The following is a 15,063-nucleotide window of genomic DNA, read 5'->3' on the forward strand; positions in this document are numbered from 1 at the left end:
ATTGCTCCTTGCTTGCAGAGTGTATGACACAGTCATGCACTCTGCAAGAATGCTCACACGAAATCGAACCGGTCCACGTCGACCAGCCCCTTGTCGGTAATCTTGAGATGCGGGATCACCGGCAGCGTCAGGAAGGCCACTTGCAGGAAGGGCTCCGCCAGCACGACGCCAAGCGCCTTGGCGGCGGCGCGCAGATCCTCAAGCCCATGCCTGACGGTCTCGAATGGCTGGTCGCTCATCAGCCCGGCGACCGGCAGCGCCAGCTCGGCCGTCACGACGCCCCCATCGGCGACGGCGAAACCACCGCCGAGTTCGATCAATCGGTTGGCGGCGGCTGCCATCGAGGCTTCGTCGACGCCGACGACGCAGAGATTATGGCTGTCATGGCCGACCGACGAGGCGATGGCGCCATGCTTCATACCGAAGCCATGGACGAAGCCGGTGGCGATGCCGCCGGATTTGCCATGGCGTTCGATCACTGTGACCTTGACCGCATCCTGCGCCAGATCGGGCAGCGCTTCGCCGCCGCGTGAGGGCAGAGCCATGCCTAGTCGCTCGGTGATGATGCGGCCGGGCACGACGCCGATCACCGGTGTTTCGCCTTGGCGCGCCCGCGCCTTGAAATCCGCCGGCATGAGCTGCCGATTTTTGACACTGCCGAGCCCGACCGGTGCAACCGGGATGCGATCTGCGAACAATGCGTCCTCGACCAGCCGGCCGCCGGCAAAGACCACCTTCGGATGGCAGGTTGCGAGATCGTCGAGCAGCACGATGTCGGCGCGTTTGCCCGGCCCGATGAAGCCGCGATCGAACAGTCCGAAGTTCCGCGCGGCCGAGAGCGTCGCGACGCGGTAAGTCGCCAGCACATCCGCGCCATGGGCGATGGCGGTGCGGATCATGTAGTCGAGATGGCCTTCCTCGGCGATGTCGAGCGGATTGCGGTCATCGGTGCAGAAGGCGAGGAAGGGCGAGGCGTCGCGGCTGATCAGCGGGATCAGCGCATGCAGATCCTTCGAGACCGAGCCTTCGCGGATCAGGATGGCCATGCCCTTGGCGAGCTTTTCACGGGCCTCGTCGGCGGTCGTGGTTTCATGGTCGGTGCGGATACCGGCCGAGAGATAGCCGTTGAGATCCATCCCGCGCACAAGCGGCGCGTGGCCGTCGATATGCCGGTGCGAAAAGGCTTCAAGCTTGGCCAGGCAGCCGGGATCGCGATGCAGCACGCCCGGAAAATTCATGAACTCGGCCAGCCCGATCACCTTGGGGTGATCCATCAAGGCAACCAGATCGGGGGCTTCCAGCCGCGCACCGGCGGTCTCCAGATGGGTCGCCGGCACACAGCTCGAGAGCTGGACGCGCAGATCCATGCGCATCGCCTCGGCGCAGGCCAGGAAATAACGGATGCCCTCGACGCCCAGCACATTGGCGATCTCATGGGGATCGCAAATCGCGGTCGTCACGCCATGGGGCAGCACGCAGCGCTCGAATTCGAGCGGCGTCACCAGCGAGGATTCGACATGCAGATGCGTGTCGATGAAGCCCGGCACGGCGATGAGGCCGGATGCATCGACCTCGACCTTGCCCTGATAGGAGCCATAGGTGCCGACGACGGTGTCGCCGCAGAGCGCGATATCGGTCCTGGTCAGCCCGCCTGTGACGAGGTCGAGGAGCCGCGCGCCGCGGATGACGAGGTCGGCCGGCTCGTCGCCGCGTCCCTGGGCAATCCGGCGGGCGAGGGTTGCGGCGTCGGTCATGGCGCTGATTCCGTATGGCAGGGATGCGGAAGCCTGCACGCAGCCCGGCGGATTGTCGACTTGGAGGCCGCGTGTGCAAAACTACGAGGTCGTCCCGGGCAAGCGGCGTAGCCGCGCCGACCCGGGACCCATTCCGGAACATTGGCAAGTTATGTCTCAGCAGCCGCTGTCCGGCTCTTGCAATGCACCGTTCCGGAATGGGTCCCGGGTCTGCGCTTCGCTTCGCCCGGGACGACAGTGCACTATGATGCAATCATGTGGGTCTATCTTCTCGCGAGCAAGAAAGGCGGCACGCTTTATGTGGGCGTGACCAATTCGTTGTCGCGCCGCATTCTGGAGCACCGAGAAGGACGAGGTTCAGAGTTCGCTAGCCGCTACCGAGCGTTGCGCCTCGTCTACGCCGAGCATTACGAGACCCCCGAGGAAGCCATCGCGCAGGAAAAGCGCATCAAGCATTGGCGTCGACGCTGGAAGATCGAACTGATTGAGCGCTCCAATCCCGATTGGAATGATCTATACCCCACGACGCATCTCGATTGAGCGAGCATTCTGGAGACCGCGATGAAACTCACCTGGTACGGCCATTCCGCTTTTCGCGCCGAGATCGACGGCGCTGTCATCCTGATCGATCCTTTCTTCACCGGGAATCCGGCTTTCGAAGGCGACATCGCCGCGATCTCGCAGGGCGTGAGCCATATCGTCGTCACGCACGGCCATGGCGACCATGTTGGTGACACGCTCGCCATCGCCGAGAAGACCGGCGCGACGGTCATCACCAACTACGACCTCGCTATGCATCTGGCCTCGAACGGGCTGAAGAACTTCCAGCCGATGAACACCGGCGGCAGCGTCGATCTCGGCCCGTTCAGCGTGACGCTGGTACGGGCCGATCATTCGGCAGGCATGGGCGAAGGCGGCGTCAACGTGCCCGTTGGCAATGCCAATGGCGCGATCATCAAGGCAAGGGGCGAGAAGACGCTCTGGCACATGGGCGACACCGACATCTTCTCCGACATGGCGCTGCTTGCCGAGATCCACGGCGTCGAAGCCTGCATCTGCCCGATCGGAGATCGCTTCACCATGGGCGGCAAGGTCGCGGCGCTCGCCATGACCCGCTTCGTCAAGCCGAAACTCGCGATTCCCTGCCATTACGGCACCTTCCCGATCATCGACGCCAATGCCGATGCGTTCGTGGCGGGGTTGAAGGGCAGCAACGTGCAGGCGCTGGTGCCGAAGAAGGGCGAAGCGGTTTCGCTTTGATCAGTCAGTCATTACTGACTTACGTGTTTGACGCCCGCGCGCTATAGCGCGGGCAAATCATTTTTCAGGAGCCCGCCATGTCGGTCGACCTCGCCACCGTCAAGCGCGTCGCGCATCTCGCGCGCATTGCCGTTCCGGAAGCCGATCTGCCCAAGCTGCAAGGCGAGCTCAACGCGATCCTTGGCTTCGTCGAGCAGTTGAACGAGGTCGATGTCGCGGGCGTCGAGCCGATGACCTCGGTGACGCCGATGGCGATGAAGCTGCGGGCCGACATCGTGAATGACGGCGAGATCGCCGACACGATCGTCGCCAACGCGCCGGCGTCCGAAGACAATTATTTCATGGTGCCTAAGGTGATCGAATGAGCGGCTGAGACCGCTCATTCGATCATCCTCGGGGGCGCGAAGCGCAACCCGGGGATCTCCTGACGTTTGCTGAACGGATATCCCACGTGACCGATCTCACCCGCCTGACCCTGACCGAGGCCCGCGATGGGCTGAAGGCGAAGACCTTTTCCGCAACCGAGATCACCAAGGCCCATATCGCCTCGGTCGAGAAGGCGCGCGCGCTCAACGCCTATGTGCTGGAGACGCCCGAGCATGCCCTGAAGCAGGCGGCCGCCTCGGATGCGAAGCTTGCGAAAGGCGAGGGCGGCCCGCTTGAGGGCCTGCCGCTCGGCATCAAGGATCTGTTCGCGACGCAGGGCGTACGCACCACGGCCTGCTCGAAGATCCTCGGCAATTTCGTGCCGGCCTATGAATCGACGGTGTCGAGCCAGCTTTGGCGCGACGGCGCGGTCATGCTCGGCAAGCTCAACAACGACGAATTCGCCATGGGCTCGTCGAACGAGACCTCGGCCTTCGGCCCCGTGGTCAACCCGTGGCGCCGCAAGGGCTCGAATGTCGGGGCAGGGGCGACTGGCGCGATCGAGGGCGCCCATCTCGTTCCCGGCGGCTCGTCGGGCGGCTCGGCTTCGGCCGTCGCGGCCGATCTCTGCCTGGCTGCGACCGCGACCGACACCGGCGGTTCGATCCGCCAGCCCGCCGCCTTTACCGGTACGGTCGGCATCAAGCCGACCTATGGCCGCTGCTCGCGCTGGGGCATCGTCGCCTTCGCCTCCTCGCTCGACCAGGCCGGGCCGATCGGCAAGACGGTGCGCGACTGCGCCGTGATGCTGCGTTCCATGGCGGGCCACGACCCCAAGGACACGACCTCGGTCGATATGGCCGTACCGGATTATGAGAAGGCCGCCGGCCGCTCCGTGAAGGGCATGAAGATCGGCATTCCCCGGGAGTATCGGCTCGAAGGGCTCAATTCCGAGATCGATGCGCTCTGGCAGAAGGGCATCGACTGGCTGAAGGCGGCCGGCGCCGAGATCGTCGAGATCTCGCTGCCGCATACGAAATACGCGTTGCCAGCCTATTACATCGTTGCCCCGGCAGAGGCCTCGTCCAATCTCGCGCGCTATGACGGCGTCCGCTACGGCCTGCGCGAGCAGGGCCGCGATATCGTCGAGATGTATGAGAAGACCCGCGCCGAAGGCTTCGGCGCTGAGGTCAAGCGCCGCATCATGATCGGCACCTATGTGCTCTCGGCCGGCTATTACGACGCCTATTATCTGCGCGCCCAGAAGGTCCGCACCCTGATCAAGCGCGATTTCGACCAGGCCTATGCCGCCGGCATCGACGCCGTGCTGACGCCGGCGACGCCGTCGGCGGCTTTCGGCATCGGCGAGAAGGGCTCGGCCGACCCGGTCGAGATGTATCTCAACGACATCTTCACGGTGACGGTGAACATGGCTGGCCTGCCCGGCATCGCCGTGCCGGCGGGGCTGGACAGCCAGGGGCTGCCGCTGGGCCTTCAGCTCATCGGCCGGCCCTTCGACGAGGAGACGCTGTTCTCGCTCGGGCAGGTGATCGAGGACGCGGCCGGACGTTTCCCTGTGAGCGAGCGCTGGTGGGGCTGATGGCGGACCGCGATCTTCTCAAGGTTCCTGCTCTCGCGGGGCTGAGGCGGGAGATCGACGCCATCGATGCCGAGCTCGTGGCGCTGCTGCGCCGGCGGCTCGACGTCGTCGAGCGCGTGCTGGTGGTCAAGCGCGGCGACGGCCTGCCGGCGAACATACCGGAGCGGGTCGAGCAGGTGGTCGAGACCGTCAGGGAAAGGGCGCAGGAGGCGGGGCTTCCGCCGGAACTGGCCGAGACCCTGTGGCGGCCGCTGATCGGCTGGACAATCGCCTATGAGGAAGGTCGCCTGACGCGGATCTGATCTAAGAGTTCGGCGCGACCGACGCCATCAAACGGAAAGGGCCTTCCGCGCTGTGCGCGGAAGGCCCTTCTTTTGTCAGTGTGTGGGCTGTGCTGTGTGAGGCGTCGGGGTGACTGCCCTCTTCTTGCCGCGGAGCTCCGCCAGCCAACGCACGATGACGTAGAACGCCGGAGTGAAGATCAGACCGAAGAAGGTCACGCCGATCATGCCCGAGAACACCGCGACGCCGAGCACCTGGCGCATCTCCGCGCCAGCGCCGATCGAGATCGTCAAGGGCAGCACGCCGAGGATGAAGGCGAGCGAGGTCATCAGGATCGGCCGCAACCGGGTCCTGGCCGCGGCGACCGCGGCTTCACGCCGGTTCATGCCCTCGTCTTCGGCTTGCCTGGCGAACTCGACGATCAGGATCGCGTTCTTCGCGGCCAGGCCGACGAGCACGACGAGACCGATATCGACCAGCACGTTGCGGTCGAAGCCCTTGTAGCCGACGCCGATCATCGCCGCGAGAATACACATCGGCACGATCAGGATGACCGCGAGCGGCAAGGTCCAGCTCTCATACAGCGCCGCCAGCAGCAGGAAGACGAAGACGACGGCGAGACCGAAGGCGATGATCGCGGTATTGCCGGCGAGCTTCTCCTGCAGCGCAATCTCGGTCCATTCGAAGCCGAAGCCGGTCGGTAGCACTTGGCTCGCGATCTTCTCCACGGCTGCGATGCCCTGTCCCGTCGAGTAGCCGCGCGCCATCGAAAGCTGCACCTCGGCTGCCGGATAGAGGTTGTAGCGCGGCACGCGATAGGCGCCGGTCGTGTTCGAGAAAGTCGCGACCGAGCCTATCGGCACCATCTCGCCATCGGCATTGCGCGTCTTCAGGGCGGCGACGTCACGGACGTCGAGCCGATAGGGGTTGTCGGCCTGTGCCGTCACCCGGAAGGTGCGGCCGAGGATATTGAAGTCGTTGACATAGGCCGAGCCCATATAGATCGACAGGGTCTCGAACACACGCGTCACCGGCACACCGAGCATTTCCGCCTTGGTCCGGTCGATATCGGCAAAGATCTGCGGCGTTTTGGTCGAGAACAGGGTGAAGGGCTGCTGGATGCCCGGAGAGTGCCCTGCTGTTCCCGCCACGGCCCAGGTCGCGCCTTCCAGCGCCGCGAGGCCGCGTCCACTGCGATCCTGAACATAGCCCTTGAGACCGCCGCCATTGCCGATGCCGGGAACGGCCGGAGGCTCGATCACCAGGGAGAAGGCCTCGTTGATCTGGAACAGCTGGGTGCGCAGGTCGTTGAGGATGCCTTGGGTCGTCAGGCCAGCCTTGGCCCGTTCCCTGAAGTCCGAGAGGGTGACGAAGGCGACGCCGGCATTGGGCGCCAGGGTGAAGGTCGCGCCATCAAGACCGGCAAACGCAACCGCATGAGCAACGCCAGGTCGCTTCAGCAGCATGTCTGTCGCTTTGCGGATGACCGCGTCCGTTCGCGGCAGCGAGGAACCCGCAGGAAGCTGGAAGACGGCGATGAAGTAGCCGCGGTCGAGCTGCGGCACCAGGCCTGTCGGGATTGCAACGAGGCGCTGGCCGGCGACCGCGATCAAGGCGGCATAGACCAGAAGCATCAGGACGCTGACGCGAATGAGACGCGAAGTCACCGCGCCATAGCCGCGCGAGAGCCAGTCGAAACCCTTGTTGAAATACTTGAAGAACCAGCGGATCGGCGCGCCGAGCGCTGCGATGAACCCCTTCGGCTCCTCATGGCTGTGCGGCTTCAGCAGGATCGCCGACAGCGCCGGCGACAGCGTCAGCGAGACGAAGCACGAGATCATCGTCGAGGCTGCGATGGTCACCGCGAACTGCTGGTAGAACGTGCCTTGCAGACCGGTGATGAAGGCGGTCGGGATGAACACGGCGCAAAGCACGAGGGCGATCGCCAGCAGGGCGCCGCCGACCTCGTCCATGGTCTTGTGCGCCGCGTCCTTGGCGCTCATCCCTTGCGCGAGATAACGCTCGACATTCTCGACGACGACGATGGCATCGTCGACGACGATGCCGATCGCCAGCACGAGGGCGAGCAGCGAGATCGTGTTGAACGAGATCCCGACCGCGCTCATGATCAGGAAGGTGCCGACCAGCGAAACCGGAATGGCGATGATCGGGATGATCGCGGCGCGCCAGGTCTGCAGGAACAGGATCACGACGATGACGACGAGCACGATCGCCTCGAGCAGCGTCTGCACGACCGCGGAGACGGATTCCCCGATAAATTCCGTCGGATTGTAGACGATCCGGTATTCAAGCCCGCCCGGGAAGTCCTTCGACAACGTCTGCATCGTCTTGATGAGGGATTCGGAGGCCGCGAGCGCGTTTGAGCCCGGACGCTGGAAGACACCGATCGCGACCGCTTCCTTGTTGTCGAGATAGGAGTTCGACAGGTAATCCTGCGCACCGAGTTCGACGCGAGCGACGTCGCGGACGCGGATCGTGCCGCCATCGGCGTCGGAGCGCACGACGATGTCGTAGAACTCTTCGATGCTGGTGAGACGTCCGAGCGTATTGACCGATAGCTGGAAGGCGCCGTCCGACTTGGCCGGTGGCTGGTTGATCGCGCCCGCCGCGACCTGAATGTTGGCGGCGCGGATCGCGGCGACGACATCGCCGGCGGTCAGGTTGCGCGACGCGACCTTGGCGGGATCGAGCCAGACCCGCATCGAGTAATCACGCGCGCCGAAGACCTGGACGTCGCCGACGCCATCGACACGGGTCAGCACGTCCTTGACGTTGAGCGTGGTGTAGTTCGAGACATATTGCTGGTCGCGCGAGCCGTCGGGCGACAGCATGTGGATGACCATCAGGAAGTCGGGCGAGGCCTTGCGGACCTGCAGGCCAAGCGTGCGCACATCCTGAGGCAGGCGCGGCTCGGCCGCGGAGACGCGGTTCTGCACCAGCACCTGAGCCTGGTCGACATCGGTGCCGGCCTTGAACACGACGCTGATCGTGACGCGCCCGTCGCCGGTCGATTGCGACGAAATATAGAGCATGTCGTCGACGCCGTTGACCTCCTGCTCGATCGGGGCCGCGACCGTCGAGGCGACGACCTCGGCCGAGGCGCCGGGATAGGTCGCCGTGATCGTGACCGTCGGCGGGGCGATCTCGGGATATTCGGCGATCGGCAGACCGCGCTGGGCGATCGCGCCCGCGATGGTCAGAAGGATCGACAGCACGGTCGCGAAGATCGGCCGGTCGATGAAGAAATGCGCGAAACGGAACATGGGCGTTTCCTGGCCGGAAGGCAGGGCGGACGGCGAAGTGCCGTCCGTGGCTCAGATCGGGTGGCGAACGGTCAGTTCGTAGCGGTCGGCTTGATCTCGCCGGGTTGTGGCGTCACCGTCCCGCCCGGCCGCACCATCGGGTTGGCGAGGCCGCCGATGATGACCTGGTCGGTGGGGCTGAGGCCCTCGCGGATGACGCGGAGGCCATCGGTGATCTGGCCGAGCACGACGGGCTTGGGCACGACCTTGTTCTCGGGGCCAACGGTCATGACGATCTTGCTGGCCTGGTCGGAGACGATGACGGTGTCGGGCACGAGCAAGGCATCGGCCTCGCCGGCGAAGAGGCGCAGCCGCCCGAAGGTGCCCGGCGTCAGGAACTGGTCCTTGTTCTCGAACACGGCGCGGCCGCGGATGGTGCCGGAGCGGGCGTTCAGAGCATTGTCGACGAAGTCGATTTTGCCCCTGCGCTTCCACTCGTGCTCATCCGCCAAGCGCACCTCGGCTGGGCTGCCCTCGTTGCGGCTGGTGACCTTGCGAAGGTTTCCAGCTAGCCGCGAATAGCGCAGATAATCCGCCTCAGAGGTATCGAAGACGAAGTTGATCGGGTCGACGGCGACGATCGTGGTCAGCAGGGTCGCCCCCGATTGCCCGCCGGCGACAAGATTGCCCGGGTCGACACGCCGGTTGGAGATGCGGCCCGAGAGGGGCGCGCGCACCTGGGTCCATTCGAGGTTGAGCTCTGCCGTCTTGAGGTTGGCCTCGGCTCCCTGCAGGGTGCCGATCGCACTGTTGAGGTTGGCGCGGCGCTGGTCGATGTCGCGGGCCGTGATGGTGCGGTTCTGGGTCAGGCCCTCGGCGCGCTCGACCTCGTTCTGCGCCAGCTCGACCTGCGCCTTGGCGCGCGCCACATCGGCGCGCGAGACGTCGACCGAGAGCCGGTAGGGGCGCGGATCGATGGTGAAGAGCAGGTCGCCCTTCGTGACGAGATCGCCGTCACGGAAATGCAGCGAATCCAGGAAGCCCGAGACCCGGGCGCGAATTTCGACCTGTTCGCTTGCCTCGAAGCGGCCGGTATACTCGTCCCAGTTGGTGACGCGCTTGGCGAGTGGAGCCGAGACCTGCACGGGTGGCGCCGGCGGCGCACCCTGGGCGAGGGCCGCGGTGGCGGCAAAAGTCAGCGCGGCGGAAGCGAAGACGAGTCCGAAACCTGTGGCGCGGCGATATGTCATGGACGGACTCCGGAATAGCAGGACCGGCGCAACCAGCGAAGGTTTCCGGATTTTGCTGCAAGAAGGGGGGCGGACTGACGATTGTCAAGATCGTTCACTCGACACTAAGGCCAACAAGGGGCAAATACGCCACAATACGGCCAAGTGGTGACAGGAGGGCAACAGCCGCTTGCCGGCCGCGCGCCGAAATCGTAACCCGTAGCCGAGATTTTCAAGTCGAAAGAGCCAAGATGAACGCGCATGTTCGCCCCGCCGACCCCAAGAAGCTGATCAAGGGAGCGACCGGCGATTGGGAAGTGGTGATCGGCATGGAGATCCATGCACAGGTGACCTCCAATGCGAAACTCTTCTCCGGCGCCTCCACGGCGTTCGGCGCCGAGCCGAACGAGCATGTCAGCCTCGTCGATGCCGCCATGCCGGGCATGCTGCCGGTCATCAATGCCGAGTGCATCCGTCAGGCCGTGCGCACTGGCTTGGGTCTCAACGCCCAGATCAACAACCGTTCGGTCTTCGACCGCAAGAACTACTTCTATCCCGATCTGCCGCAGGGTTACCAGATCAGCCAGTACAAAAGCCCGATTGTCGGTGAGGGCGAGGTCGTCATCGACCTGTCGCCGACCGAGCAGATCACGGTCGGCATCGAGCGACTCCACCTGGAGCAGGACGCCGGCAAGTCGATCCATGACCAGCATCCGACGATGAGCTTCGTCGATCTCAACCGCTCGGGCGTGGCGCTGATGGAGATCGTCTCGAAGCCGGATCTGCGCTCGGCCGAAGAGGCGCGCGCCTATGTCACCAAGCTGCGCACCATCCTGCGCTATCTCGGCACCTGCGACGGTGACATGGAGAAGGGCAATCTGCGCGCCGACGTGAACGTTTCGGTCCGCAAGCCCGGCGCGGAGCTGGGTACGCGCTGCGAGATCAAGAACGTCAACTCGATCCGCTTCATCGGCCAGGCGGTCGAGGTCGAGGCGCGCCGCCAGATCGGCATCATCGAGGATGGCGGCACGATTGACCAGGAGACGCGGCTCTACGATCCCGGCAAGGGCGAGACGCGCTCGATGCGCTCCAAGGAAGAGGCGCATGACTACCGTTATTTCCCGGACCCGGACCTGCTGCCGCTCGAATTCGACGACGCCTTCGTCGCGAAGCTGAAGAGCGTTCTGCCGGAATTGCCGGACGCCAAGAAGGCGCGCTTCATCGCGGAATACGGCCTCTCGCCCTATGATGCCTCGGTGCTGGTCGCCGAGCGCGAGCAGGCCGACTATTTCGAGGCCGTGGCGAAAGGCCGCGACGGCAAGGCCGCCGCGAACTGGGTGATCAACGAGCTCTTCGGCCGGCTGAACAAGGAGGGCCAGGATGTCGGCTCCTCGCCGGTCTCGGCTTCCCAGCTCGGTGGGCTGGTCGAGCTGATCGGCGAGGGTGTCATCTCGGGCCGGATCGCCAAGGACCTGTTCGAGATCCTCTGGTCGGAAGGTGGAGATCCGCGTGAGATCGTCGAGGCCCGCGGCATGAAGCAGGTCACCGATACCGGCGCTATCGAGAAGGCGGTGGATGAGCTGATCGCCGCCAATCCCGACAAGGTCGAGCAGGTCAAGGCGAAGCCGACCATGTTGGGCTGGTTCGTCGGTCAGGCGATGAAAGCTTCGGGCGGAAAAGCCAACCCGCAGGCCCTGAACGAGATCCTGAAAGCCAAGCTGGGCATCGAGTGACACCAGACGGTCTCATCATCCGCGACGCGCTGCCCGCCGATCTCCCGGCGGTGCGCGGTCTGTTGGTCGAGACCTGGCATGCGACCTATGACGGCATCTATGGCTGGCAGCGCGTCGCCGAGATCACCAATGCCTGGCATTCGCTGGAGAACCTCTCGGCCCAGCTCGGGCGCGACAGCGGAGCCTTTCTCGTCGCTCTGGTCGGCGAGGAGATCATCGCGACCTCCTCGGCGCGGCTGGAGCGCGACCGCGCTGCGCTGCTGACGAGGCTCTACGTCCTCCCAAGCTATCAGGGCATCGGTGTCGGTCGCACGCTGCTGCAGGTGACGCTGGCCTGTTTTCCGCAAGCCCCGGTGGCGCGATTGGAGGTCGAGGGCCAAAACGAGCCGGCCATCGCCTTCTACGAGCGCATGGGTTTTTTCCTGCAGCGCCAGGCCCGCTTCGACGGGCGCGAGGACACGCCGAACACGCTGCTGATGGCGAAGCGGCTTTTCGCCGAGTGATCGTTCCAACGATTGGGGCGCCGGCGAGTTTCGAGTGATGACGAGATCAAGGACCAGAGCATGAGCCACAGCGCCATCGATCCCGCGGAGATCACGATCCGCGAGGCCGTGCGGGCCGACGCGCCCCGCATCGCCACCCTGATCATGCTGGGCGCGGCGCGGCAGGCCAAGAGCCCCGAGGAGATCGCTGTCGAGGTCGCCCATCCAGCTTATCTCGACGCCTTCGACGAAATCGCCGCCAGCCCTCACAATACCTTGTTCGTAGCGGAGCGGGTGGGGCGGGTCGTCGGCACCTTCCAGGTCACGCTGATCCCCGGGCTCGTCGCGCGCGGTCGCAAGCGGGCCAAGATCGAAAGCGTCCATGTCGCGCCGGAGAGCCGCAGCCTCGGCATCGGCGCCGTGATGATGCGCCACGCGCTCGCCTTCGCTAGGGAGAAGGGAGCAGGCCTCGTCGAGCTGACCTCCGACAAGGCTCGGGCCGATGCGCACCGCTTCTACGTCAATCTCGGCTTCGCCCAGAGCCATGAGGGCTTCAAATTCGTGATCGCGCCGTAGCGGGCCGACCCGTCAGGTCTCAAAAGGCTTGCAGAATCCAGAGAAGCTGCATCGAGAGATGGAGGGCGGCCACGGCGATCTGCACGGATCGCCGTGCGACGAGGAAGCCTATGAGGCACAGGGCGAGGCCGATGGGAATCTGCAGCAGATAAGCGCTGCTCAGCTGGCTCCAGCGCTCCGACCCCTTGATCAGCGTATCCATCACATCAAGGGCAAAGGTCGCTGCCAGCAGGCTGAAGAACCAGCGGCGCCTTTTGATGAAGAAGTCCTCATAGCCCGCATATTCAGAGATATTGTCCGGAAAGAGCAGGGCTGCCAACACGTAGAGGACGACGGCATAGCCTATGAGGAAGGTGAAGACGCCGAAATTCCAGACGGGAATCCGCGAGAGTGCGAATTCCCACCACCAGAACAGGATCAGTTCGAGCAGGATCGAGCCGACCCAGAGCAGGTGGATCAGCGACAGGCGGTGACGGGCAGGATGCTGGATGAAGCCAGCGGTGCCGGTCAGCAGCCGGGTCACGCCGAGCCCGGTGACCATGCCCATGACGATTCGGACATGAGCGAAGAGTTCTTGCGACGGAACAGTCTCCATGGGGCGTCCATAACCTGCTTGCTGCGACGCGCCTAGAGCGTTTTCAGGCGAAGCGGATGCCTGGTCACGTGAATAAATCGCGTTAAAACAATAATTTAGCGCATTTTTTGATCCAACGAGATCGGAAATTATGCCTGTGCCTCGGCTGAGGATGTGGAGGCCGGTTTGGAGAGGACGCTGCAAAGACAAGGCGCCGCGGCTGTTCGAACCTCGGCGCCGCCGCCTTCTCCGATCGCGCCTTTCACCCGACCTCACGACATGGTGAGGCCGCTCACGGCGCAGGTCCCGGCGCTTCCAGGACGGTGTGGGCGAGACTAGATCTGTCGCATCCAGCAACCGACGGGAAGCGCAGCATGGCACAGGTTCAGACCAAGCCGATCGATCTCCATTACTGGCCGACGCCGAATGGCTGGAAAATCACCATCATGCTCGAGGAGTGCGGGCTGCCCTACACCGTCATTCCCGTGAACATCGGCAAGGGTGACCAGTTCAAGCCGGAATTCCTGGCGATCTCGCCCAACAACCGCATGCCTGCGATCGTCGATCCCGAGGGGCCGGACGGGAAGCCGATCTCGGTCTTCGAATCCGGAGCGATCCTGCAATATCTCGGTCGCAAGACCGGCAAGTTCTATCCAGCCGATGAGCGCGGCCGCGTCGCGGTCGATGAATGGCTGTTCTGGCAGATGGGCGGCTTTGGTCCGATGCTCGGCCAGACCCATCATTTCCGGCTCTACGCGCCCGAGCAGGTGCCCTATGCCATCGAGCGCTATACCAATGAGGCGAACCGCCTCTATGGCGTCCTGAACAAGCGCCTCGCCGGCCGCGACTACATCACCGGCGATTATTCGATCGCCGATATGGCTTGCATCGGTTGGGCGCGCGGTTGGGAGCGCCAGGGCCAGGACATCAAGCAGTTCCCGCATGTCGAGCGCTGGATCGCGACGATGCTGGCGCGCCCGGCCGTCGCGCGTGGCCTTGCCGTCGCTTCGGAGCTGCGCAAGCCGCCGGAGCAGCGCACGCCCGAGGAACACGCGATGCTGTTCGGCCAGAAGGCGCGCTGAGGTTCAAAGCCGTCATGCTCGCCCTTGTGGCGAGCATCCACGTCTTGAACACGATCCGCGACCAGCGAAGACGTGGATGGTCGGGACGAGCCCGACCATGACGATGATGCCGCGGTTGCCCCTACGCTTCGCGGGTCAGTTCGCCCTTGCCCACTTCACCGAGCGGCAGATCAGCCCGCCGAGCACGCAGCCCGATGTCGTCAGCGCGTCGCCTGCCAGCGTCATCGTGCCGGAATAGGTCTTTCCGTCCTCGGGGTTGAAGGCGCTGCCGCTCCACTTGCCGGCGCCGGCCGGCTTCATGTCGTAGAAGATGCGCTGGCCGATCTTGGCAGGGCCGTTGGGATCCTTGAGCCAGGCGATGGTGCCGCAAACCGCTTCACCGCATTTGGCGAAGCGGACGCGCGAGGCGCCGGTGTCACGCAGCCATGTGCCGGTGACATCCTGGGCCATGGCAGGCGTCGCGGCCATTCCGATCAGGAGTCCGAGTCCCAGAAGCCCGCAACGGCCCGCGAGTGCATGCTTGTTCATGTCGATCCTCCCTTGTCCGACCAGCTATGCTGCATGGTTCAGATATGAACCATATCGGAGGCGGGATGGGTCTCCAAGCCTGCTTTAACGAGAGGATGAAGCGGGTAACCGCGCGCCAAGGTGAATAGCGCGTCAACGTGGCGAATGCTGACCCAACGGGAGGCTTTTGAAATCACGCGGTTTTTCGCGCTGGCAGCATGAATCGATCGTTGATTTAACCCGGCGATTACATCTCGTTGAGCTTCGATTCATCGCGATTTTTAGCGGCCTCTTTAAGGGCGGCGGCCAAATCTCGTCGTCACAAGCCGCGGCCTCTGACGGGGACCCGGCGCAA

Annotated in this window: 14 protein-coding genes; 9 read left to right on the forward strand and 5 right to left on the reverse strand. The window is 64.4% G+C overall.

Annotation, left to right across the window (positions count from 1 at the left end; all coding sequences use genetic code 11):
* Positions 1–53 precede the first annotated feature (53 nt).
* Positions 54–1,754 (reverse strand): adenine deaminase, encoded by a 1,701-nt coding sequence (gene ade, locus BMZ97_RS02265; protein ID WP_092165037.1) that lies wholly within the window; start codon positions 1,752–1,754, stop codon positions 54–56.
* A 255-nt stretch (positions 1,755–2,009) separates the two neighbouring features.
* Here ade and BMZ97_RS02270 point away from each other — a divergent pair, with 255 nt between their 5' ends.
* From BMZ97_RS02270 to BMZ97_RS02290, 5 genes are all read left to right on the forward strand, one after another.
* Positions 2,010–2,294 carry a GIY-YIG nuclease family protein gene (locus tag BMZ97_RS02270; protein ID WP_092165038.1) on the forward strand — a complete coding sequence of 95 codons (285 nt, stop codon included), beginning with the start codon at positions 2,010–2,012 and terminating at the stop codon, positions 2,292–2,294.
* Between the two features lie 21 nt (positions 2,295–2,315).
* Positions 2,316–3,014, forward strand: coding sequence for a metal-dependent hydrolase (locus tag BMZ97_RS02275; RefSeq protein WP_092165039.1), 699 nt, complete (start codon positions 2,316–2,318; stop codon positions 3,012–3,014).
* 77 nt (positions 3,015–3,091) lie between these two features.
* A complete protein-coding gene (gene gatC / locus BMZ97_RS02280; RefSeq protein ID WP_069691306.1) occupies positions 3,092–3,379 on the forward strand; it encodes an Asp-tRNA(Asn)/Glu-tRNA(Gln) amidotransferase subunit GatC in 288 nt (95 codons plus the stop codon).
* Positions 3,380–3,465: 86 nt separating this feature from the next.
* On the forward strand, positions 3,466–4,980 hold the full coding sequence (gene gatA / locus BMZ97_RS02285) for an Asp-tRNA(Asn)/Glu-tRNA(Gln) amidotransferase subunit GatA (protein WP_092165040.1): 1,515 nt from the start codon (positions 3,466–3,468) through the stop codon (positions 4,978–4,980).
* Positions 4,980–5,282, forward strand: coding sequence for a chorismate mutase (locus BMZ97_RS02290; protein ID WP_092166521.1), 303 nt, complete (start codon positions 4,980–4,982; stop codon positions 5,280–5,282). Before gatA ends, BMZ97_RS02290 begins: the two co-directional genes overlap by 1 nt.
* A gap of 75 nt (positions 5,283–5,357) precedes the next feature.
* On the opposite strand, the gene BMZ97_RS02295 is transcribed toward BMZ97_RS02290, so the two are convergent.
* Entirely contained in the window at positions 5,358–8,546 is a 3,189-nt protein-coding gene (locus BMZ97_RS02295; protein WP_092165041.1) for an efflux RND transporter permease subunit, read from the reverse strand.
* A gap of 71 nt (positions 8,547–8,617) precedes the next feature.
* A complete protein-coding gene (locus BMZ97_RS02300) occupies positions 8,618–9,775 on the reverse strand; it encodes an efflux RND transporter periplasmic adaptor subunit (protein WP_092165043.1) in 1,158 nt (385 codons plus the stop codon).
* 230 nt (positions 9,776–10,005) lie between these two features.
* On the opposite strand from BMZ97_RS02300, the gene gatB reads away from it, so the two are divergent.
* Genes gatB through BMZ97_RS02315 form a run of 3 tightly spaced genes read left to right on the forward strand, consistent with a single transcriptional unit; the run spans position 10,006 to position 12,545 of the window.
* On the forward strand, positions 10,006–11,487 hold the full coding sequence (gene gatB, locus BMZ97_RS02305; protein ID WP_092165045.1) for an Asp-tRNA(Asn)/Glu-tRNA(Gln) amidotransferase subunit GatB: 1,482 nt from the start codon (positions 10,006–10,008) through the stop codon (positions 11,485–11,487).
* Positions 11,484–11,990, forward strand: coding sequence for a GNAT family N-acetyltransferase (locus tag BMZ97_RS02310; protein WP_175525398.1), 507 nt, complete (start codon positions 11,484–11,486; stop codon positions 11,988–11,990). The genes gatB and BMZ97_RS02310 overlap by 4 nt, the downstream gene beginning before the upstream one ends.
* 60 nt (positions 11,991–12,050) lie before the next feature.
* Positions 12,051–12,545 carry a GNAT family N-acetyltransferase gene (locus BMZ97_RS02315; protein ID WP_092165048.1) on the forward strand — a complete coding sequence of 165 codons (495 nt, stop codon included), beginning with the start codon at positions 12,051–12,053 and terminating at the stop codon, positions 12,543–12,545.
* 19 nt (positions 12,546–12,564) lie between these two features.
* On the opposite strand, the gene BMZ97_RS02320 is transcribed toward BMZ97_RS02315, so the two are convergent.
* Positions 12,565–13,140 carry a hypothetical protein gene (locus BMZ97_RS02320; protein WP_139221132.1) on the reverse strand — a complete coding sequence of 192 codons (576 nt, stop codon included), beginning with the start codon at positions 13,138–13,140 and terminating at the stop codon, positions 12,565–12,567.
* Between the two features lie 353 nt (positions 13,141–13,493).
* Here BMZ97_RS02320 and BMZ97_RS02325 point away from each other — a divergent pair, with 353 nt between their 5' ends.
* Positions 13,494–14,201 (forward strand): glutathione S-transferase N-terminal domain-containing protein, encoded by a 708-nt coding sequence (locus BMZ97_RS02325; protein WP_092165052.1) that lies wholly within the window; start codon positions 13,494–13,496, stop codon positions 14,199–14,201.
* A gap of 135 nt (positions 14,202–14,336) precedes the next feature.
* Here the strand turns inward: BMZ97_RS02325 and BMZ97_RS02330 are convergent, their stop codons facing one another.
* Complete coding sequence (locus BMZ97_RS02330) at positions 14,337–14,729, reverse strand: DUF2147 domain-containing protein (protein ID WP_092165054.1); 393 nt, start codon at positions 14,727–14,729, stop codon at positions 14,337–14,339.
* Positions 14,730–15,063 lie beyond the last annotated feature (334 nt).

It is taken from the genome of Allobosea sp. OK403, assembly GCF_900113835.1.
In the GTDB taxonomy this organism is placed as follows: Bacteria; Pseudomonadota; Alphaproteobacteria; order Rhizobiales; family Beijerinckiaceae; genus Allobosea.